This is a genomic window from Fulvivirga maritima (assembly GCF_021389955.1).
GTDB classification, from domain to species: domain Bacteria; phylum Bacteroidota; class Bacteroidia; order Cytophagales; family Cyclobacteriaceae; genus Fulvivirga; species Fulvivirga maritima.
This window is the reverse complement of record NZ_CP089980.1, coordinates 6,238,758-6,257,576: the sequence shown is the minus strand read 5'-3', so window position 1 is coordinate 6,257,576 and position 18,819 is coordinate 6,238,758. Positions and strand designations below refer to the sequence as shown.

Sequence of the window (18,819 nt, the reverse complement as noted above, 5' to 3'; positions counted from 1 at the left end):
GGTAAAATAATTTAAACTCAAAATCTTCTAAATTAAGATATTAAATTGGATCATAAGCTTCTATAAGACGACGGTATCTGGTTAGTTTGTTTTTTGAAAAAATGATTGAAATGAGAAGTGTCGTTGAATCCAAGCTTATATGCCACTTCAGATATACTCCAGTCAGTATGCTTAAGTAAAATGATAGACTCTTTCAATAGGCGATCATACAATAATTCACTGGTGGATTTTCCGGTTAGCTCTTTCAAAACTCGATTGAGGTAATTGACATGAACACTTAAGCTATCAGCAAAATAGCTGGGAGAACGTAACTCCTGCGCATGATTTTCATCTGCTGGAAATTGCCTATCAAGTAATTCATAAAATACATTTAACAGGCGTTCTTTTGCTGTAAACTGATGGTGCCGTTCTGAAGCAGGTTGCAGGTTATTAGCGTAATGCATCAGCTCATTGGTATAGTTGCGAATAAGGTCATATTTATAAGGGTAATCTGTATTGTTTTGATATTCAATCTTACCAAACAAATCTTTTACCATCTGTATTTGGCCATTATTCAATAAGAAAATAGGCTTCTTTTTATTATCAAATAAGGGAAATGATTTGATACCGAATTTAAAATAAGTGTCGTAAAAAGTCTCAGTAAAAATAAAATATCCTGCATTTTCTCTTTCTTCTATTTCTTTAATAGTATAGGGAGAATGCGGACTGAAAAACGATAATGAAGTGCCGGAAGTCTTGATGCTTTCGTCTCCATAATGCACAATATAGTCACCTTCTAATAAGCTTACCTTATAGAAATCTCGCCTCATGTATAAAATAGGGGTGTCTGATGAGCAGTCAGCTGAACTGAAAAATCGAAAGGGTTTCTGCTCTGAAATACTCTTTTGGAGCATGAAATTTCGCCTTTCGAATTCTGAGAGACTTTCCTTTTTATAGATGTTTAGTTTTCCTTTCATATCAATATAAAAATTAAAACTGTACCGAACCGTATGATAGGGCACAGTTTGAATACAATAAAATTACACAAAATTAAGCACCTGTGGCTGTATTAACCATTATTAGAGCTTCATTTGGAGAACGAAGATAGGTTTGGTAAATATCCTCAGTTAAGCCTGGGCGAATTTCAAATTCCTGAATTCTAATGCTATTTACTAATGTTTCGATAACCTCTTCAGGAGAAACTTTCAAATCTGAATGTACCGCTTTGGAAAAGGGAGAATCTACCAATGGCGCCATTAATTCATACACCTCAATTGATGATTTTTGACGTTGTAAAACCAACCTTAGCGCTTTAATATAGCTATGCAAGGCGGCTTTGGAAGCACTGTAGGTTGGGTGTAATAAATCAGGTGCAAATGCTACTCCTGATGTAGTTATTATTAAAGCGGACTCTTTTTTGTTAGCTATCAGTGGCACCAAGGCATGTGTTAAATACACAGCGAAATGATAGTTTGTAATCATTTCTGATTTACTTATTTCGTAAGCATTATCATAATTCAGTAATTGGTAATTAGTGGCGATTCCTGCATTCAGGAAAATCATGTTAAGCTCCGGGTATTCAGTCTTCATGGCAGATACCAATGATTCTAGTTGGTTTGGATCAGACAAGTCACAAGCTACATAAGATGCATTCTTTAACTTAGATGCCTCCTCTTTCAATCTCTCTTCGTTGCGAGCCGTCATAATCACGTGGTTGCCCTGCTCAGAGAACCATTTGGCGGCAGCCAGACCCATTCCGGTTCCGGCTCCTGTTATAAGTATTGTGTTGTTTTTTAAGTTCATGTTTATACTATTTTAAATATTCCGGAATAAAGCGCCTTCTCATATAATCTACATATGCCTGATCATCTCCTTCTTCTAATTTGCCTATGTACAATTCGGCGTCTTCTCCTGCTTTGTATCTCAGCTTTCCATTTTCATCGGTAGCAGCAGTATAAATTACTTCTGCAATTTCTTCAGGCTCTGAAGTCATGGTATCATATTTGGCCCAGTTGCCTAAGCCAACTTTGATAAACTCTTCATATTCAGGTATTCCACCTGAAGTGATTTCTGCGGCTCCTACAAACTTAGTCGCAGTAGAACCCGGTTCTACTATCTTAGTTCTGATATTAAAAGGAATGAGCTCGTAGGCTAAGGCTTCTGTAAAACCCTCCAAAGCAAATTTGGTAGCATGGTACATGCCGCAGGTTGGGAAGGTAATTCGGCCTCCCTGGGATGAAATATTGATTATAACGCCCGATTTTTGTGCTCTAAAATGCGGCAATATAGCTCTTGTTACACGCATTGGACCGTAGACATTGGTGTCAAATAGTTTATTGATCTGCTCTTCACTGGCTAGCTCAAACACGCCAAAAACAGCATACCCTGCATTGTTAACAACTGCATCTATTTGACCAAATTTATCGATACCGGCTTGTATTGCGCTTTCTATGGTATCTGCTTTCTGAACATCTAGTGCAGCCGTTATTACGCTATCTAACTTATTTAACTCATTTTCTTTTTCAGGAGAGCGCATAGTAGCTATTACGTTCCAGCCTTCTTTCTGAAACTTTAATACTGCTGCTCGGCCTATGCCTGATGATGTTCCTGTTATTAATACGGTCTTTTTCATCATGATTATTTTAAAATTTGAAGTATTTGGTTTTCTATATTATTTTCTATTAATGCTACTGCCTGTATAACATAGCCCTTTTGTGCTACAGTGAGAGCATGGTTTTGTAAGTCTTCAGTTGAGGCCCATCTTTCCAATATGTAATAGGTAGTAGGTTTGTCTTGTACAGTGTTTATTTCATAGGAAATACAACCTGTTTCTGAAGGAGTTTCTTGAATCAATTTTTTGAAAATCGATTCCAATTCTTCTGCTGAAGCCGCATCTTTAGCTTTAAATTCTGTGAGTACTGTAATCATGTTTGCTTTTATTTTAAGTTTATAATACAAAGATAGAGAGGCGATATAGGAAGAAATTGTTGCTTACAATCCATATGTTGTCATATTCAAACTATTTTGATGTAGCCTGTGGGTATAGGTTCAGATAGTAGCTAATCTGAGTGATAAAATCGGGATGATGAGATGTGGATGATACACTGAAGTTGGGATTATTATTCAAAACCTCTGGATATGCATCGATAAAATGATGAAAAGGAATAAAAATCAATGGGTGGATTTATGATCTTGGGAAGCACACTAAGAAAGTTTATTGTAGTGAGTTGTTGATTAACCTGAGGTTGTTTATGGGATAATAATGAGTATAAGAAATGTGCTTTTTCATCCTGCGAGTTCTTATATGCCGACCTCATTTTCAGTGATTTTAGGTAAAAATCCTTAAGTTTGATCGTACCAATAGATGCTGATACTTATGAGCATCTTACTGCATAGTTTAAAGAGAGGAATAGTGTTATCTAAAAAATCAAAATACGCCATCAATGCGCTTGTTTTCATTGCTAAAAATATTGATGAGCAGCCTATTTCGGTCAGCAGAATCTCTGAAGGCCAAAATATTCCTTTGAAATTCTTAGAGTCGATACTGGTAGAATTAAAAAATGCCCGGATATTAAATAGCAAGAAAGGAAAGTATGGAGGCTATTCTCTTAATGGTAAGCCAGAAGAAATTCATATGGCCATGGTTTTGAGATTATTTGATGGCGCTATAGCCCTGCTGCCCTGTGTAACTTATAAATTTTATGAGCGCTGTGAAGAGTGTATTGATGAGGAAACCTGCGGAATAAGACAGGTAGCCATGGAAATACGTAATGAGACTGTGAAGCGTCTAAAAGCGGCAACGCTGGCAGATATCATAAAAAGAGAGCAGAAATTAAAAAAATAATTTTTTAATTTTAAATCATACTACTTTGATAGGATATATAGGATTTATACCTTCGCTTTTAAATCCTATAAAAAAGGTAGGAATTATATGTTTTAAACTTTAGATCTCTATTAATGAAAAGAAAGCTTACCGTAATTAGTCTGATATTAACATGGGTTAGTATACAGGCCCTGGCACAAAAAAATATCGAAGGAAAAGTATTAGATGCTCAAACCAAAGAACCATTGATTGGGGCTTCAGTGCTCATAAAAGGAACCAGTAAAGGAACTATCACCGATATTCATGGAGCATTTTTATTTAACGATGCGCATGTTTTCCCACTCACACTCTCTGTTAGCTATGTGGGCTATGAGGCGGAAGAAGTGACTCTTACTGAAAATGAAACGACCTTAATTTATTTAAAACCTTCTTCCATGTCTTTAAACGAAGTCACTGTTACTGCTCGTCGGCGTAATGAGGAGGTACAAGAAACACCCATACCAATGGCAGTTATTGGATTTAAAGAGTTGGATAATTCTACTTCTTTTAACGTAAACCGAGTAAAAGAATTGGTGCCATCGGTACAACTTTACTCTTCTAACCCCAGAAATACGACTCTGAATATCCGTGGTATAGGATCTACTTTTGGCTTAACCAATGATGGCATAGATCCGGGTGTTGGTTTTTATGTAGATGGGGTGTACTATGCCCGGCCAGCTGCAGCTACTCTTGATTTTATTGATGTACAGCAGATAGAAATATTAAGAGGCCCTCAAGGAACCTTATTTGGTAAAAATACCACAGCAGGCACTTTCAATATTACTACCAGAAAGCCCGGTTTTATAACCAATGGCATTTTTGAACAAACATTTGGGAACTATGGATTTATCCAGACTAAAGGTACTGTAACCGGGCCAATAATCAAGGATAAATTAGCTGCTCGATTGTCTTTTACAGGCACTTATAGAGATGGCACCATTTATAATGTAGCTACTGATAGGCATACTAATACTATGAATAATCAGGGGCTAAGGAGTCAGTTTCTTTTTATTCCATCAGATAAGACCAGTATTACGCTTTCTACAGATTACACCAGACAACGGCCAGATGGTTATGCGCAGGTATATGCAGGTAATACGCCTACTCAGAGAGCGGATTTCAGACAGTTTGAACGTATTATCACCGATCTTGATTATGATTTACCAAGTCAAAATCCTTTTGACAGGGTTATAGATCATGATACTCCCTGGCAAGCTGATCAGGATATGGGCGGCATATCCTTAAATGCGGATATTGATTTGGCTAAAGGTACGCTGAGCTCTACCACAGCCTGGAGATTTTGGAAATGGAACCCTTCTAACGACAGAGATTTTACCGGCCTTTCTGCCATAGCCAAATCACAGGCTCCTTCTATTCATTATCAGTGGTCTCAGGAGGTAAGGTATGCAGGTGATATAAATGATAAACTTAGTGGAACCATAGGCCTTTTTACCTTCTACCAGAAGTTAGATCCTGATGGCACCCATACCTTAGAAGCCGGTGCAGATCAGTGGCGTTTTGTGCAAAACACACAAGACCCACTGTGGCAAACACCAGGTTTGCTGGATGGACTCAGGCAGGATACCAAACCTCGGTTCAGGAACTTTAGCGGAGCCCTCTTCACTCAGATAGATTGGAGGCTTAGCAGTAAGCTGGTAATAACACCAGGTATCAGGCTCAATTATGATCAGAAGGAGGTAGACTATGAAAGCTCCGTTTCAGGCGGGCTGCAGACCGATGATCCTGAGCTAATAGCCTTACAACAACGAGTGTTTAGTCCTTTGGCCTTTCAGGCAGATGTAGATGATTGGAATGTATCAGGGCAGCTAGGTTTTAGGTATACATTCAATGATAAGTTAATGATCTTTGCTAATTATTCACATGGCTTTAAGCCAGTGGGGTTAAATCTGGGAGGTATACCTACAGAGAACGGAGAGCCTGTATTAAACCTCGCAGTGATTAAACCTGAGCGTGTGAGTCATTTTGAAGTAGGGGTGAAGACTCAACCTATCGCCAATGGTACTCTTAATTTTACCATTTTCAATACTGATATTCATGATTATCAAACCACAGTTCGCTCGGCGGAGTTAGGGGTGATACGCGGATATCTGGCTAATGCGGAGCAGGTAAGAACCTCTGGAGCTGAGTTAGAAGCTAATTATAACTCACGTCATTTTAGAGTGGCCTCTTCTGTAAGTTATACTGATGGTAAATACATTACTTTTGCTAATGCTCCTGTGCCGCTGGAAGAAACAGGTAGTGAAGGAAATGAGTTAAAGGACATCTCCGGAGAGGAGTTGCCCGGCATTTCTAAATGGTCTTTTACTGTAGCTTTAGAAGTTTTTACGAAAGGAAAATTTTTACAGCAGGAAGGAGAATTCTTCATTGGTTCGGACTTGTTTTATCGCTCTGACTTTTCTTCTAACCCTACACCATCACGCTATCTTAATATAGATGCCTATGCTTTGCTCAATGCCAGGGCTGGTTTTAGAACAACCAATGGGGTAACATTTTATTTGTGGAGCCGCAATTTAACAGATACCCATTATTTTGAACAACTTTTGGTGGCTGGAGGCAACGCAGGTCATTATGCCGCGGTGCTGGGAGACCCAGAACGTATGGAGCCACCTTGAGGTACAATTTTTCATTGAAACCATAATCATTCTTTATAATTACGATTAGAAATAGATATGTCACAATTATTTACGGGGCTTACCATTCCCTTCTTATTAGCTATGTTTCTTGCTATAAATATGGGCGGGAGTGGTACTGCTCCTGCCTTTTCTGCTGCTTATGGAGCTCATGTGATCAAGCGAACGGTTATACCTGGGCTATTTGGACTTATGGTGCTGGCCGGAGCACTATTAGCTGGCAAAGAAGTTTCTTTAACGCTGGGCGAAGGACTGCTTAATTCATCATTTTTCACCACATTTAACACATCTATTATTTTGTTATCCATTGGGCTATCGCTATTAGTGGCTAACCTCTTGGGTGTGCCCCAATCTACCAGTCAGGCTACGGTACTTTCCATAGCAGGGGCGGCCACAGCACTGGAAGGATTAAACACACACAAGCTATTTTATGAAATTATACCCGTTTGGATAGTTCTGCCCATTATTGCTTTTGTTATTATGCTAGCCCTGTCTAAGTGGATATTTCCATTGCTTAAAAGCACGATTTTTACTAATGATTATAGTTATTTAAGGCATAACCAAGTGGTGAAAGGCATTATTATACTATCATCACTTTATGTGGCCTTTTCTATTGGCGCCAATAATGTGGCTAATGCTGCGGCTCCCATTGCATCTTTAACAGCTAATGAAATAGGGCAGGAGGAGGTTCAAAACTTCTTGCCCATCATTATTTTATCAGTGTTAATAGTGGCGCCATGTTTTGCTATTGGCAGCTCATTACTAGGTCATAAAGTAACTAAAATGACAGGACGGGATATAGTAGAAGTATCACCTATGTATGCCGCTATTATTGCGGTGATCACTGCCAGCTTGCTCTTGTTTGCTTCTATCTCTAAAGGTATACCTACATCGTTAGTTCAGCTTAATGGAGCGGCTTTTATAGCCTTAAGTATTAGCAAAACAGGCCTTAAAAAGACCTTTGAAAACAAAACGGTTAAGCGGTTTTTCATCATCTGGGCAGTCGCTCCTATCTTTTCATATATCTTGACTTTTTTATTGATATCGTGGTTGGGCTAGGGGCAGAATATATATAGTAAGTACTTGATATAATTGTTGTTTAAGAGTTCTTGTGGAGGAATGATTGGTAATGAAATATTAACGGTTTGTATTCTGACTATTTCACTAGTAATTTGCTACATAGCCATAAGATTAAAAAAACATTAAATTTAGCCTTAAAATTTCATGCTAATCGCTATCAACCCTAAATTACCTATGCGTAGCAAAATATTGACTCAGGAATATTATACTCGCTTAGGATTTAAAGAGTTTGGAGATAACTCATTTCCATATTACCTGATGATGGAAATGGATCAAATTCAGATTCATTTCTTTGAGCATAAAGATATAGACCCAGCAGAAAATTATGGACAGGTATATATTAGAACCGATAATATTGAAGGACTTTATCAATCGATGCTAGATAAAGGCATAGAAATACACCCGAATGGTAAGTTGGAAAATAAACCCTGGGGGCAAAAGGAGTTTTCATTGCTAGATCCTGATAATAATTTACTCACATTCGGACAAAATATTTAAGGCAGATGATAGATTTATGACCACCGATAAATATGAAATAAGAGCCTTATACAACGATAAAAGTATTGCTGTATATTCAGCATTTAGCGATTCTATAGCAGATGTTGCCATTCAGAATCAGAAGCTTTTGCCACCATTCACCTACTCAAGAATGACCTGGATAAAACCATCCTTTTTGTGGATGATGTATAGGAGTGATTGGGGCAACCGTGCCGGAATGAATCGTATCTTAAGAATTTGGATCAATAGAAAGGATTGGGAGGCTGCGCTTAAGGAAGCTATTCTAATTACTCCAGAGCCACATGTATATAAAAACCATAAAGGCTGGAGGGCTAAATTAGAAAAGGCCAGGGTAAGAGTTCAATGGGATCCTGAAAGAGACATAGAAAACCAAAGGCTGGATTTTAAATCAATTCAAGTGGGAATAACAGAGAAGCTGAGTGAAGTTTACGCTAAAAAATGGATCTCAAAAATAGAAGATGTGACTAGTTTGACTCATGAGATGCAAGGGTTGGTGTTAAGAAAAAATCTTTCAGAAGCGAAAAAATTATTGCCAGTAGAGATTAAATACCCTGTAAATAAGGAAATAATAGCTTCACTTGGAATGTGATGTCATAAGGAAGTGAGCTTGTTTCAGTAGCTTATCCTTCTTAAATCGAACATTAACTAAGGAATCAATAATATGAATGGCCTTGAAATAAGACCTCAGGATAGGCTTAAGCGCATTTAAAACAAGACTCGAAAAATTATTCAAAGTAAAAATAAAACACTGTACAAATGGGAGGGATGCTGCATCCTACTACAAAAGGTAAATTAGACGGGCAAATAGAAGGACTCAACAGTTCTGGTGATATTACCTCATATGTTTTGAATAAGGGGCAGCACAAGCTGTCACAATATAATTCGCAATCGGGATATTTAGTGGGTTTTGGAGCAGGTTTTGAAAATGGGCAAAAACTCAGAACCACATTGAAGGAAGATGTAAGTTGTAAATTGCCTTTTAGTGAAAAAGTAAAATGCCTTTCATTTTTATTGGAGCAGCAATTGGGCTTTAGAGAAGATTATACTCAAATATTTATAGATAACCTTAGCCGTTGGGAAGAAACCGATGTAGCTAACAATATTAAGTCTAAAACTAAGTCATTACTACAGGAAAACAAAATTCAACGATCAGTAGATACATTAATTTTGCATTTCAAAGAACATTATCAGCTAAAATCTCTCATGGAGTTTTATCCGGTTTATGATAAACTGAAAAGACTAAGGAAAGAGAAAAAGCATAATAAAGCCTATTCTATTTATGCGGAATTAGAAGCTTTGAAGAATGAAATTAAGCTTTGGGTGGAGTAGAAGAAATAAATTTTTCGCCTTATTTTATTGTATCAAAAAACACTTCCTCAATTCCTTTTCAGACCTTTGTGAAAAAATAAAGTGAGATGAATTGGATCATTCTGGTTATTGCAGGTCTGTTTGAGGTGGCTTTTGCCTTTTGTTTAGGTAAGGCCAAAGAAACAACGGGAAATGGGATGTATCTGTGGTACATAGGTTTTTTGATGAGCCTTACTATGAGTATGGTACTTTTAGTTAAGGCCACTCAAACTTTACCTATTGGCACTGCTTATGCCGTGTGGACGGGCATTGGGGCTGTAGGAACAGTATTGTTAGGGATCATAGTATTCAAAGAGCCAGCAACATTTCTCCGACTCTTTTTCATTACCACATTGATTTTATCCATTATAGGGTTGAAGGTGGTTTCGCATTAGGAGTATATTAATATTGGAATTCTAGGGTTAGATTTTATTCCATTGGTTAAAATTGAATCGTGGAGGATGATAAACAGATTATCTTTTGAATTGAGTTTTAATGGGAATCATTGTTTATAGAAATTACAGGAAGACCATGCTCACGAAATATCATTTATGGAATTTTAGATCTGCAGTGTTGTACTTTCCTATAGTACCGACGGCTGTAATTATAGCTATAGTGCTAGGGTGAAATCCTCACCCCAAGTTTATAAAATTCCAATCAATCAACTATCCCTTCAAAAAGCCATCTACTTGAGGTTTAAACAGTTTACCAATAGGTATGATGTGCTGACCGATGGTAACTATATTGCCGGTTATACAGTCAACCTTTTCTTTAGATATGATGAATGATTTATGGACTTGTATAAATCGGCTGTCGGGTAATTTTTGTAGTATTTCTGATATTTTAGTTCTGGTCAGCAATTGGCTGTTCTCTAGGATTACTTTGCAATAATTGCCTGATGCTTCTATGAAAAGAATTTCATTGAGTTTCACCTGGATATGCTTTTTATCTTCATATAGAAAAATGTGATCCGCTATTGGTGAGTCATTTCTGGTGAGGGGAGTGTCGGTTTGAAGCGCTTTGTTCACGGCTTTTAGAAAACGCTCAAAGCTAAAAGGCTTGAGGAGGTAATCTATAATATCAAGTTCATAACCTTCTACGGCATATTCCTGATAGGCCGTGGTAACTATGATTTTTGGAGGCTTAGCTAGTGATCTCAAAAAATCAAAGCCTTTGAGCTGCGGCATGTTGAGATCTAAGAAAATAAGATCAACGGAGTGCTTTTTTAAGTATTCCAGGGCTTCAAAAGCATCGTAGCACTGCGCCGCCAATGACAGATAAGGAAGCTTGTCACAGTAACTTTTTATGATCTCATGGGCTACTGGCTCATCGTCTATAATCAGGTATTTATCCATTTTTTATTTCTAAAAAGGCCTTATAAATAGTGTCTTCATCAGTGAGTAGCAGCTGGTGTTGTTTAGGATAAGCCAAGGCTAATCTGCGTTTGAGATTTTTAATACCGATGCCAGGTTTAGCTTCTGTGCCATTAGCAGCATAATTATTAACTATTTCAAATTGAATAATTCCTTTGTTCGCTGTTAACTTCATATTAACGAATGCATTATCTCGTAATGTTTCTACGCCATGTTTAAAGGCATTTTCAACCAAAATAATAAACGTCAGCGGCATAATTTCCATCTTATCATCATCGATATCTACACTAAAACTCACCTCCACTTTTTTGTGATACCGTAATTGATGGAGCGCTATATATTGCTTGAGATAATTCACTTCATCGGCTAGTAGTACACTCTTTTTTCTCTCCTTCATATATGCCATAACGCATCATTTCCGAAAGGGTAAGAATAAGCTTTTTCGCTTTTTCTGTATCCTGATCGACTATGCCATACAGATTGTTGAGCATATTGAAAAAGAAGTGCGGATTCACTTGTCGCTTGAGATGTACAAGCTCATTTTTTTCTATTTCGTTTTTTAGCGTGAAGACTGATTTCAGTTGTATCACTACCCAGATTATGCCCGCTACTAAAATTAGCGCGTAGTAAATAATTACTGTGAAGCCGACAGCTGCGGGGTAGTCTCCCAGAAAAACCACCGATTCACGGCCCAGAAATATTATTTCATAAGTAGTGATCCCAAGTGGAACGGCTATGCTTATAAATATCAATACTTTTAGTACGAGCCAATAATTCTTTTTCAACATCACGCTGCAAAATAAGGAGTTTGAATAAAAGGAGATAATTTTTGTGACCAACAGCCGCTTTTTAATCATAAAAACCTTCAATCTGGTTTTCAATTCAAAAAGGGCAATGTTTTGACTGTTTATCCTTGAAGTCAGGCAGATCATCACATTAATTCTTTGTCAACCATCATCTTAAACAGCTTTGTAGCGGTAAAATAATCGTATTAAACTTATTTGACATGAAAAGAAGAATTTTCCGTTATCTAAAGCATGTTGGTCTTACATTTTTGTTGGTTTTGGCCATTCTAATTCCGGTGGGCATTTATCACGGTGCTCAACTATCATATGGCCATAATAATGCGCGTATCAACCTTAACGGTGAAGGGCCATATGTTTTTTATCAAAGCGACAGTGTTTTACAGGCCTATTATATTCGAGGGAATAAGGATGAAGGTTTTTATTTAGATACTACTCAGTATCAGCATAATGAGCCTATTCCTGCTCAGGTGTTTTTTCCTTTAGACTCTACATATTTCAATTTCACCATAAATGCGGAATTCACCTCGCCTGAGATTGTATATAGTGATGATCAGCAGATTATAGCTATATCTGATATTGAAAGTGGATTTAAGGCTTTTCGAGATTTTTTGATGCATAATAAGGTGATTGATGAAGATCTGAACTGGATTTTCGGTAAAAATCACTTGGTGCTCAATGGTGATTTTGTTGATCGGGGTTTTTCAACTACTCAAGTGCTTTGGTTTATTTATAAGCTGGAACAGCAGGCCAACGCTCAGGGAGGAACAGTTCATTTTATACTAGGGAACCACGAGCTAAAGAACATGTATGGAGATTATCAGGCTTCCGCTTTAAAGTACACTTTTGTGGCTTCTATTTTGGGTGAAACCCAGGCTGATTTACTTGGAAAGAAGTCAGTGTTAGGCAGGTGGCTGGCCAGTAAAAATGTAATGGAATTGATCAATGGAAACTTATTTGTACATGGCGGGCTGCATCCTGATCTCACGGATATGAATCTGGGCATAGAGCAGATCAATCGATATTTGAGGTCTACCTATTATACCGCTCCTTACCCCAAAGTTAAATCTGACGATAGAGAAATGCTGATTTCTTCAGCTAAAGGGATATGTTGGTATCGCGGTTATTTTAAGGAGGAGCTTGAGCAGGCAGATGTTGAGCCTCTGTTAAATACATTTAATGCAGAAAGGATAATTGTAGGGCATACCTTGCAACATAAAGTGAAATCTTTTTATGAAGGAAAAGTCATTGGTATTGATGTGAAGCATGCTAAAGATTATCACAAAAACTGGCCGCAATTCGGTTCAGAAGGTCTTTTGATAAAAGATGGCACTTGCTTTAGATTGTTAGAGGACGGTGAGCAGGTGGATTTGTGATAATAGATTTTTTAAAGGACTAAAAATGAGGTTGTAAGGAGTAGATATACTATTTTAAGTAACTTTAATGAATTGAAATAGAAGAGAATTAAAATTATAGCTATTGACATATTTGCTTTTTACGGCATTTGATCAACCATTGAGTCAAGACAAGTTTCAAATGCTTTTGAATCAACTTCCTATTGCCTATCACGAAAAAATAATGAGATATATGATGTGGCAAGATAAACATGCTTCTCTTTATGGTAAATTGTTATTGCAGAAAGGGTTAAAGAAGTTTAATTACACAAAACCTCTTCAATTAGAATATTCTCAATATTCCAGACCGTATCTACCTGATTTTTCTAATTTAGATTTCAATATATCTCATACTAAGAAGGCTGTGGCATGTGTGATATCTGATAAAAGAAGGGTTGGGGTGGATGTTGAAGAACTTTCGGATATTAATATTGCAGATTTTGAGAGACAATGGACTGAAGCTGAGTATCGAAGTATTTGTCAGTCTCAAGATTCAAAAAAGGAATTTTTTAATTACTGGACCAAAAAAGAGGCAATATTAAAAGCAGATGGAAGAGGCTTAAATATTCCCTTAAATAGTATAGATGTCACCGATTCTAAAGTTATAGTTGAAGAGAAATTGTGGTATTTAAAGCCATATAATTTAATAGAAAATCATGTGCTGCATTTGTGTAGTGATATTTCTTTTGACAAGGAGGAAGTGATAGCAGAGTTAGTGACTTTTTAGGTGAGAGCCTACTGATATAAGTCAATCTTAAAAGATATTCCAAGGAAACTATAAAGTCACTAACGCCACACTACTTCAAAACATAATTCTTCATTATAAAATCCTGACTAAACCCTAATTGCAGATACATGTTTCTGGCCATTTCAGAAGCCTGAAGTGTGGCTACAGTTGCTTTTAGATCTATGGCCTGATTCAGGATATGTTTCATGGCAGCCTGAGCGTAGCCATGTTTGCGCTTGGCAGGTATTATGCCCAAGCTATGGATACCGGCTATTTCTTCAGTGATAAATAGAATGATGGTTCCCACCAGTTCATTGTTATGATAGAGCAGACTGTAGGGGATCTCATTTTTAGTTTTAATGATGGTTTCAGGGAGTATTTTGTAGCCAAAAGCAGAGGCAAACGCTGAGCTCCATAGTTCAGCATCTGCTTTTGAGTCTACTCTCCGGGTTTCCATTTCTTTTTCAATGCTAAATTTTTGATGAAGCGGTAAGCTCATTCCATATTGATTTGCCTTAAAGGTTAAATTATTATTGGTAAGCTCAGAAGGAGCATTGTTCGCTACAAAATGTGAAAAAGGCATTGATGAATGCCTTTTCATTTCCTTTATAATTTGCTCTAATACCTGATGGGTAAGTGGCTTTTTATTCCAGATTCTATTGGGCCACTGTAGCTCCTGAATGGTGATAAATTCATAATCACTTTCAATGGTATGAGCATCATAAGGTTTAGCTACGGTTTTCCAGAGCTGAGTCAGGTTTTCAATATTTAAGGTTCTGTTTTTCATTTTGAATTAATTAAAAAGATGCCTCCAATCATTAATAAAAGACCGATGAATCGGTAAAGGGTAAATGGTTCTGTAGGTAAGCCTAGCCATCCGAAGCGACCGGCCAGCATTGAAAAGACCAGCTGTCCGGAAAGTCCCATAACTATCATTTTTGAAATGCCTAGCCGTGGGATAGTATAAAAGTACAGCGATATGCCCAACATACTAAACAGTCCGCCGATACCCCATAAGTACCAGGGGATATTTACCTGACTTAGATTGAGAAAGTTCTTTTGGCCGGTGCATAGTATGAGAATAAAGCCAAATATAGCACTGAAAACAGATGAGGCAACTACTGCCACCACTGGCTGTTTTAGAATGGTGCCAAGCTGCGTGTTAAAGCCCGCCTGCACCGCCAGGAATATGCCTCCTGTAAAGGCTAATACGTATAATAAGAGTGTTTTCATGTGGCAAAGGAGCGAAACCGTAGTGATCATTTCCTTTACATATGTTGAAAGCCGATTATTTATAAGAACTTTTTCTTATTCGGCTGAGCTGCGTGGGGGTAATGCCCAGGTGAGAGGCAATATACTGCAAAGGTACCCTGTTTTCTATATCAGGATGTTCATTTAATAACTCCAGATACCGCTCTTTGGCTTCTTTCATTACTATATCTACTTCTCTCTTTTCTTTGTCTATAACCCAGTTTTTTTCAAGGTAGGCGATATAGAAATCTTTGAGATCATCATGAGCATTAACCAACATACGGAAAGTACTGTAGTTCCACTGAATTAAGGTGACCTCGCTAATGGCTTGCAGTGCAAAATTAGATGGAGTTTGCTGTATGAGCGCCACCATAGACCCAACCCAATGGCCTTCCATGAAGATATTTTTATGGTATTGATTACCCTCATTATCCAGGTAATAGGAAACTATTACTCCCTCTTGCAGAATATTTATTTTGTTAGACTTTTTGCCAATGTGCAGTATTAATTCGCCTTTTTTTACATGCTGAAGACTGGCGGTATTATATAGCGCAGTTACTGATTCCTCAGAAATAGGGTGGTAGCGGTGGAGTACATCACTGATGAAGGAAAAGACATTTTCTGATGTTTTCATTCTTACATATCCAGCTCTTCATAATAATTTTTAAGCTGTAAAGCTCTTTCTTTTATGATTTTAGCCCTTTCACCAGCGGCTATTGGTCTCCACATAGTGCCTTGCAGTTCTATGTAATAATGATGGTTAATCAGCTCATACTCTTTATCACGATAAACCATCCACTCTCTCTGAGCGGCTTTCAAGATTATTTTGTTTTCTTCTGAGGTAGCGGCCATATATAGCTGATAGTACTTATTAAGTTCTTTGTCCCAGGCTTCACCGGCATCAGTCTGACATTTGATCATATCCATGGTGCTTATGGCATTTTGCAAACAGTCTTTTTGCTTTAGATCAATGGCGTGCTCGTTTTGGGCCTTTACACTCAGACTTGTTATAAAGGCCAAAGCTGTGATTATAAGTATTTTCATCATGATTAATTATAAAGCATAAGTAATCTATTTCTCTATGCTTTGCAACAAAGAAGCTCAATAGTCAACCTTTAAGATGAGATAGGTAGCCAGGAAGCAAAAGGATATAATGACAATATTAATGGTTGCTCTGATGATCCAGGGATGGTTTGAGAAATTATGCTGAAAAACTCGGGTGAGTAATACTATTAGGCTCATAAAGAAAAACCACAGCGTAAAGAATAAAGAAATATGCTTACGAAGAAGTGTGGTGACAGCATCATGAATAAGCCCGCAAAACACAAAAGTGAGCACTAAGGCAATGGAAACGGGAATAAACTTCTTTAAAGGTTTGAATATGAAATTGCCTAAGTAGTAGCCAAAAATGGGATTCCAATAATTCCAAAATAGTGAGAAGTTGGCAGCTCCTAAAGATCGATACAGGTTGTTTCTAAGAGATTTAGAGCTACCCATAGCCACACCGTTCCGCTTTTTCACATATTCTGATAGACTTAAACTCATGTAATTAAACTCACCTCTTTTCAATTTTAGGTGACGAATTCTTCAATTAGATCAACTTAAAAATATGAAATTATTGCTTATCAGAAAATTTATGATTGGCCAGGTCTTAAAATAGAAGCCAGGTATTGGTTTTCTTTTAATATTTGGTTTGATTTCCACACACTAGCAAATCCGTAACCTAACCCTGACACGATTATTATTTTCCAGAGTAAACCTTTAAATAATAACATGGGATTTATCAGTAATAGCACCACGTAGAAAGCTAAAGTAAGAAATAAGGGAATGCCTATAGCTACTAACGGACTTTTATAGGTAAGGAATGCGAATATTGTAAATATTGCTCCTAATATAACACTTACTATGATAGCAAACTGTGTTATAGTTCCAGAAAGAGGAGTAAATGGAAATACAATATAAAAGCCACCAATAATAAATAGTATATTTCTCGCTTTTTTTAACTTTTCATAAGACTCTTCTACCTCCCTTTTTTGTATAATCTGTTTTGCTACAAATGAAGCTTGTTCTTTTTCAGTTCCTTTAATAGGATAGCGGCATACGTTGCACTCAGCGGTTTCTTCTGTGGTTTCAGTTTGGCAATATTTACATTTCATGTGTTCGTATTTTGTTTGGTATAATATAACAAAAAATCACATAAAAATCTTAATTAAATTCTATAATTAAGCTAATTGGATTAATATTAATTGAATTATTAACGTACTTGATAGCGGTAATGTGTGGCGGGTTTTATACCAAGTCAACTTATAAGGATAAGTAATATAAAATGGCTTGTGTGACAAAAGTAACAGTAAAATTAAAGGAAGTATATCATTTTTGTATTGTAAAACGAAATGGAAGGAATCAAATATGAAAGTAGAACAAATTTATACGGGATGTCTGGCGCAGGGAGCATATTATATCACCTCTAAGGGAGAGGCGGTTATTATAGATCCGCTCAGAGAAACGCAACCTTACCTTGATAGACTTGAACGAGATAATGTAAAGCTCAAATATATTTTTGAAACACACTTTCATGCCGATTTTGTGAGTGGGCATGTGGATTTGAGTAAGGCTACCGGAGCACCTATTGTGTACGGTCCTAAAGCACAGCCAGCTTTTGAAGCTACAATAGCAGAAGATCATCAGGTATTTGAATTAGGAGATGTAACTATAGAAGTACTGCACACGCCAGGGCACACTATGGAAAGTAGCTGCTATCTCTTACGCGATGAGCAAGGAAAGCCGACCGCCTTATTTAGTGGAGATACTCTTTTTCTAGGTGATGTGGGCAGGCCTGATTTAGCACAGAAAGCAGCTCATATGACTCAGGAAGAACTAGCAGGATTATTATATGATAGCTTATACAATAAGATAATTACACTGCCTGATGATGTTACCGTTTACCCAGCTCATGGAGCGGGTTCTGCCTGTGGCAAAAATATGATGAAGGAAACAGTGGATACTTTAGGCAATCAGAAAGAAGTCAATTATGCGCTCAAGCAGCCTGATAAGGCCAGCTTCATTAAAGCTGTAACCGATGGACTTTTACCTCCGCCAGCCTATTTTGGAATGAACGTGGCCATGAATAAAAAAGGGTATGATAGCTTCGAAGAAGTGCTTGATAAAGGGATGAGTGCACTTGGAGTGGCTGAGTTTGAAGCGGCAGCTGAGTCTACCGGAGCTCTGGTGCTGGATACTCGAAGCAATGCTTATTTTTCTAAGGGCTTTGTACCTCAATCTATTAATATAGGCCTTAAAGGAGATTTTGCTCCCTGGGTTGGTGCTATGATTGTAGACGTAAAACAACCGATTTTACTGGTAACAGATGAGGGTGATGAGGAAGAAGCCATAACTCGCTTGAGCAGGGTAGGTTTTGATCATGTGATAGGATACCTCAAAGGTGGAGTGGATGCCTGGAAGGCAGCAGGTAAGGATCTAGATGCCGTCAATAGAATAACAGCAGAGCAATTTGCGGAAGAAATAGAAGGCAAATCAGCCAGAGTAATAGATGTTCGTAAGGAGAGTGAATATGCCGCTGAGCATGTAGATGAAGCTTATAATAAGCCTTTGGCATATATCAATGAATGGCTTAAAGATGTAGATGATAACGAGCACTTCTACCTTCACTGTGCTGGAGGTTACAGAAGTATGATTGCGGCCAGTATTTTACAAGCCAGAGGTTATAGAAACTTCTCAGAAATAGCGGGTGGCTTTGGAGCTATAGCCAAAACTGAGGTGCCTAAAACCGATTTTGTATGTCAAAGTAAAGTGTTTAGTTAAAAACCATTAAA

General features: G+C 37.5%; 23 protein-coding genes. 10 read left to right on the top strand and 13 right to left on the bottom strand.

The window, feature by feature from the left end; all coding sequences use genetic code 11:
- Positions 1–50: 50 nt before the first annotated feature.
- The 4 genes from LVD15_RS26155 to LVD15_RS26140 form a co-directional block, all read right to left on the bottom strand.
- The gene (locus tag LVD15_RS26155) at positions 51–956 is read right to left on the bottom strand and encodes a helix-turn-helix domain-containing protein (protein ID WP_233778132.1); all 906 of its coding nucleotides are present in this window, start codon (positions 954–956) and stop codon (positions 51–53) included.
- A gap of 73 nt (positions 957–1,029) precedes the next feature.
- Entirely contained in the window at positions 1,030–1,782 is a 753-nt protein-coding gene (locus tag LVD15_RS26150; RefSeq protein WP_233778131.1) for an SDR family oxidoreductase, read from the bottom strand.
- A gap of 7 nt (positions 1,783–1,789) precedes the next feature.
- On the bottom strand, positions 1,790–2,614 hold the full coding sequence (locus LVD15_RS26145) for an SDR family oxidoreductase (RefSeq protein ID WP_233778130.1): 825 nt from the start codon (positions 2,612–2,614) through the stop codon (positions 1,790–1,792).
- Positions 2,615–2,616: 2 nt separating this feature from the next.
- Positions 2,617–2,907, bottom strand: a complete 291-nt coding sequence (locus tag LVD15_RS26140; RefSeq protein WP_233778129.1) for a putative quinol monooxygenase — start codon at positions 2,905–2,907, stop codon at positions 2,617–2,619.
- Between the two features lie 448 nt (positions 2,908–3,355).
- Between LVD15_RS26140 and LVD15_RS26135 the strand changes: the two genes are divergently transcribed.
- From LVD15_RS26135 to LVD15_RS26105, 7 genes are all read left to right on the top strand, one after another.
- Entirely contained in the window at positions 3,356–3,823 is a 468-nt protein-coding gene (locus tag LVD15_RS26135) for an RrF2 family transcriptional regulator (RefSeq protein ID WP_306416798.1), read from the top strand.
- Positions 3,824–3,936: 113 nt separating this feature from the next.
- Positions 3,937–6,474: a TonB-dependent receptor gene (locus LVD15_RS26130; RefSeq protein ID WP_233778128.1), complete on the top strand. Its 2,538-nt coding sequence runs from the start codon at positions 3,937–3,939 to the stop codon at positions 6,472–6,474.
- A gap of 57 nt (positions 6,475–6,531) precedes the next feature.
- Positions 6,532–7,551, top strand: a complete 1,020-nt coding sequence (locus LVD15_RS26125) for an inorganic phosphate transporter (RefSeq protein ID WP_233778127.1) — start codon at positions 6,532–6,534, stop codon at positions 7,549–7,551.
- 165 nt (positions 7,552–7,716) lie between these two features.
- The gene (locus LVD15_RS26120; RefSeq protein WP_233778126.1) at positions 7,717–8,070 is read left to right on the top strand and encodes a bleomycin resistance protein; all 354 of its coding nucleotides are present in this window, start codon (positions 7,717–7,719) and stop codon (positions 8,068–8,070) included.
- Between the two features lie 16 nt (positions 8,071–8,086).
- A complete protein-coding gene (locus LVD15_RS26115; RefSeq protein WP_233778125.1) occupies positions 8,087–8,680 on the top strand; it encodes a DUF4291 domain-containing protein in 594 nt (197 codons plus the stop codon).
- A gap of 167 nt (positions 8,681–8,847) precedes the next feature.
- Positions 8,848–9,420: a hypothetical protein gene (locus LVD15_RS26110; protein WP_233778124.1), complete on the top strand. Its 573-nt coding sequence runs from the start codon at positions 8,848–8,850 to the stop codon at positions 9,418–9,420.
- A gap of 86 nt (positions 9,421–9,506) precedes the next feature.
- Positions 9,507–9,833, top strand: a complete 327-nt coding sequence (locus LVD15_RS26105; protein ID WP_233778123.1) for a DMT family transporter — start codon at positions 9,507–9,509, stop codon at positions 9,831–9,833.
- Between the two features lie 270 nt (positions 9,834–10,103).
- Here LVD15_RS26105 and LVD15_RS26100 read toward each other — a convergent pair whose 3' ends face one another.
- The 3 genes from LVD15_RS26100 to LVD15_RS26090 are packed head-to-tail and all read right to left on the bottom strand — an operon-like array spanning position 10,104 to position 11,599.
- Complete coding sequence (locus LVD15_RS26100; protein ID WP_233778122.1) at positions 10,104–10,793, bottom strand: LytR/AlgR family response regulator transcription factor; 690 nt, start codon at positions 10,791–10,793, stop codon at positions 10,104–10,106.
- Positions 10,786–11,217, bottom strand: coding sequence for a LytS family sensor histidine kinase (locus LVD15_RS26095; RefSeq protein ID WP_233778121.1), 432 nt, complete (start codon positions 11,215–11,217; stop codon positions 10,786–10,788). The genes LVD15_RS26100 and LVD15_RS26095 overlap by 8 nt, the downstream gene beginning before the upstream one ends.
- A complete protein-coding gene (locus tag LVD15_RS26090; protein WP_233778120.1) occupies positions 11,171–11,599 on the bottom strand; it encodes a histidine kinase in 429 nt (142 codons plus the stop codon). Before LVD15_RS26090 ends, LVD15_RS26095 begins: the two co-directional genes overlap by 47 nt.
- A 218-nt stretch (positions 11,600–11,817) precedes the next feature.
- On the opposite strand from LVD15_RS26090, the gene LVD15_RS26085 reads away from it, so the two are divergent.
- Both LVD15_RS26085 and LVD15_RS26080 read left to right on the top strand, forming a co-directional pair.
- On the top strand, positions 11,818–12,990 hold the full coding sequence (locus tag LVD15_RS26085) for a metallophosphoesterase (protein WP_233778119.1): 1,173 nt from the start codon (positions 11,818–11,820) through the stop codon (positions 12,988–12,990).
- Positions 12,991–13,093: 103 nt separating this feature from the next.
- Positions 13,094–13,735, top strand: a complete 642-nt coding sequence (locus tag LVD15_RS26080; protein ID WP_233778118.1) for a 4'-phosphopantetheinyl transferase family protein — start codon at positions 13,094–13,096, stop codon at positions 13,733–13,735.
- Between the two features lie 70 nt (positions 13,736–13,805).
- Here LVD15_RS26080 and LVD15_RS26075 read toward each other — a convergent pair whose 3' ends face one another.
- The 6 genes from LVD15_RS26075 to LVD15_RS26050 all read right to left on the bottom strand — a co-directional run bounded on the left by LVD15_RS26075 (position 13,806) and on the right by LVD15_RS26050 (position 17,142).
- Entirely contained in the window at positions 13,806–14,522 is a 717-nt protein-coding gene (locus LVD15_RS26075; RefSeq protein ID WP_233778117.1) for a GNAT family N-acetyltransferase, read from the bottom strand.
- Positions 14,519–14,968: a DMT family transporter gene (locus tag LVD15_RS26070; RefSeq protein ID WP_233778116.1), complete on the bottom strand. Its 450-nt coding sequence runs from the start codon at positions 14,966–14,968 to the stop codon at positions 14,519–14,521. The genes LVD15_RS26075 and LVD15_RS26070 overlap by 4 nt, the downstream gene beginning before the upstream one ends.
- Positions 14,969–15,023: 55 nt before the next feature.
- Positions 15,024–15,620, bottom strand: a complete 597-nt coding sequence (locus tag LVD15_RS26065) for a Crp/Fnr family transcriptional regulator (RefSeq protein ID WP_233778115.1) — start codon at positions 15,618–15,620, stop codon at positions 15,024–15,026.
- Between the two features lie 2 nt (positions 15,621–15,622).
- On the bottom strand, positions 15,623–16,033 hold the full coding sequence (locus tag LVD15_RS26060; RefSeq protein ID WP_233778114.1) for a lysozyme inhibitor LprI family protein: 411 nt from the start codon (positions 16,031–16,033) through the stop codon (positions 15,623–15,625).
- 54 nt (positions 16,034–16,087) lie between these two features.
- On the bottom strand, positions 16,088–16,531 hold the full coding sequence (locus tag LVD15_RS26055; RefSeq protein ID WP_233778113.1) for an acyltransferase: 444 nt from the start codon (positions 16,529–16,531) through the stop codon (positions 16,088–16,090).
- 89 nt (positions 16,532–16,620) lie between these two features.
- Positions 16,621–17,142: a hypothetical protein gene (locus tag LVD15_RS26050; RefSeq protein WP_233778112.1), complete on the bottom strand. Its 522-nt coding sequence runs from the start codon at positions 17,140–17,142 to the stop codon at positions 16,621–16,623.
- 253 nt (positions 17,143–17,395) lie between these two features.
- On the opposite strand from LVD15_RS26050, the gene LVD15_RS26045 reads away from it, so the two are divergent.
- Positions 17,396–18,808, top strand: coding sequence for an MBL fold metallo-hydrolase (locus LVD15_RS26045; RefSeq protein ID WP_233778111.1), 1,413 nt, complete (start codon positions 17,396–17,398; stop codon positions 18,806–18,808).
- The last annotated feature ends 11 nt before the right edge of the window (positions 18,809–18,819 follow it).

What these genes read in the sequence shown, in the direction of transcription:
- LVD15_RS26155 (WP_233778132.1), bottom strand. Translation starts at nt 956, where the DNA reads ATGAAAGGAAAACTAAACATCTATAAAAAGGAAAGTCTCTCAGAATTC.
- LVD15_RS26150 (WP_233778131.1), bottom strand. Translation starts at nt 1,782, where the DNA reads ATGAACTTAAAAAACAACACAATACTTATAACAGGAGCCGGAACCGGA.
- LVD15_RS26145 (WP_233778130.1), bottom strand. Translation starts at nt 2,614, where the DNA reads ATGATGAAAAAGACCGTATTAATAACAGGAACATCATCAGGCATAGGC.
- LVD15_RS26140 (WP_233778129.1), bottom strand. Translation starts at nt 2,907, where the DNA reads ATGATTACAGTACTCACAGAATTTAAAGCTAAAGATGCGGCTTCAGCA.
- LVD15_RS26135 (WP_306416798.1), top strand. Translation starts at nt 3,356, where the DNA reads ATGAGCATCTTACTGCATAGTTTAAAGAGAGGAATAGTGTTATCTAAA.
- LVD15_RS26130 (WP_233778128.1), top strand. Translation starts at nt 3,937, where the DNA reads ATGAAAAGAAAGCTTACCGTAATTAGTCTGATATTAACATGGGTTAGT.
- LVD15_RS26125 (WP_233778127.1), top strand. Translation starts at nt 6,532, where the DNA reads ATGTCACAATTATTTACGGGGCTTACCATTCCCTTCTTATTAGCTATG.
- LVD15_RS26120 (WP_233778126.1), top strand. Translation starts at nt 7,717, where the DNA reads ATGCTAATCGCTATCAACCCTAAATTACCTATGCGTAGCAAAATATTG.
- LVD15_RS26115 (WP_233778125.1), top strand. Translation starts at nt 8,087, where the DNA reads ATGACCACCGATAAATATGAAATAAGAGCCTTATACAACGATAAAAGT.
- LVD15_RS26110 (WP_233778124.1), top strand. Translation starts at nt 8,848, where the DNA reads ATGGGAGGGATGCTGCATCCTACTACAAAAGGTAAATTAGACGGGCAA.
- LVD15_RS26105 (WP_233778123.1), top strand. Translation starts at nt 9,507, where the DNA reads ATGAATTGGATCATTCTGGTTATTGCAGGTCTGTTTGAGGTGGCTTTT.
- LVD15_RS26100 (WP_233778122.1), bottom strand. Translation starts at nt 10,793, where the DNA reads ATGGATAAATACCTGATTATAGACGATGAGCCAGTAGCCCATGAGATC.
- LVD15_RS26095 (WP_233778121.1), bottom strand. Translation starts at nt 11,217, where the DNA reads ATGGCATATATGAAGGAGAGAAAAAAGAGTGTACTACTAGCCGATGAA.
- LVD15_RS26090 (WP_233778120.1), bottom strand. Translation starts at nt 11,599, where the DNA reads ATGTTGAAAAAGAATTATTGGCTCGTACTAAAAGTATTGATATTTATA.
- LVD15_RS26085 (WP_233778119.1), top strand. Translation starts at nt 11,818, where the DNA reads ATGAAAAGAAGAATTTTCCGTTATCTAAAGCATGTTGGTCTTACATTT.
- LVD15_RS26075 (WP_233778117.1), bottom strand. Translation starts at nt 14,522, where the DNA reads ATGAAAAACAGAACCTTAAATATTGAAAACCTGACTCAGCTCTGGAAA.
- LVD15_RS26070 (WP_233778116.1), bottom strand. Translation starts at nt 14,968, where the DNA reads ATGAAAACACTCTTATTATACGTATTAGCCTTTACAGGAGGCATATTC.
- LVD15_RS26065 (WP_233778115.1), bottom strand. Translation starts at nt 15,620, where the DNA reads ATGAAAACATCAGAAAATGTCTTTTCCTTCATCAGTGATGTACTCCAC.
- LVD15_RS26060 (WP_233778114.1), bottom strand. Translation starts at nt 16,033, where the DNA reads ATGATGAAAATACTTATAATCACAGCTTTGGCCTTTATAACAAGTCTG.
- LVD15_RS26055 (WP_233778113.1), bottom strand. Translation starts at nt 16,531, where the DNA reads ATGAGTTTAAGTCTATCAGAATATGTGAAAAAGCGGAACGGTGTGGCT.
- LVD15_RS26050 (WP_233778112.1), bottom strand. Translation starts at nt 17,142, where the DNA reads ATGAAATGTAAATATTGCCAAACTGAAACCACAGAAGAAACCGCTGAG.
- LVD15_RS26045 (WP_233778111.1), top strand. Translation starts at nt 17,396, where the DNA reads ATGAAAGTAGAACAAATTTATACGGGATGTCTGGCGCAGGGAGCATAT.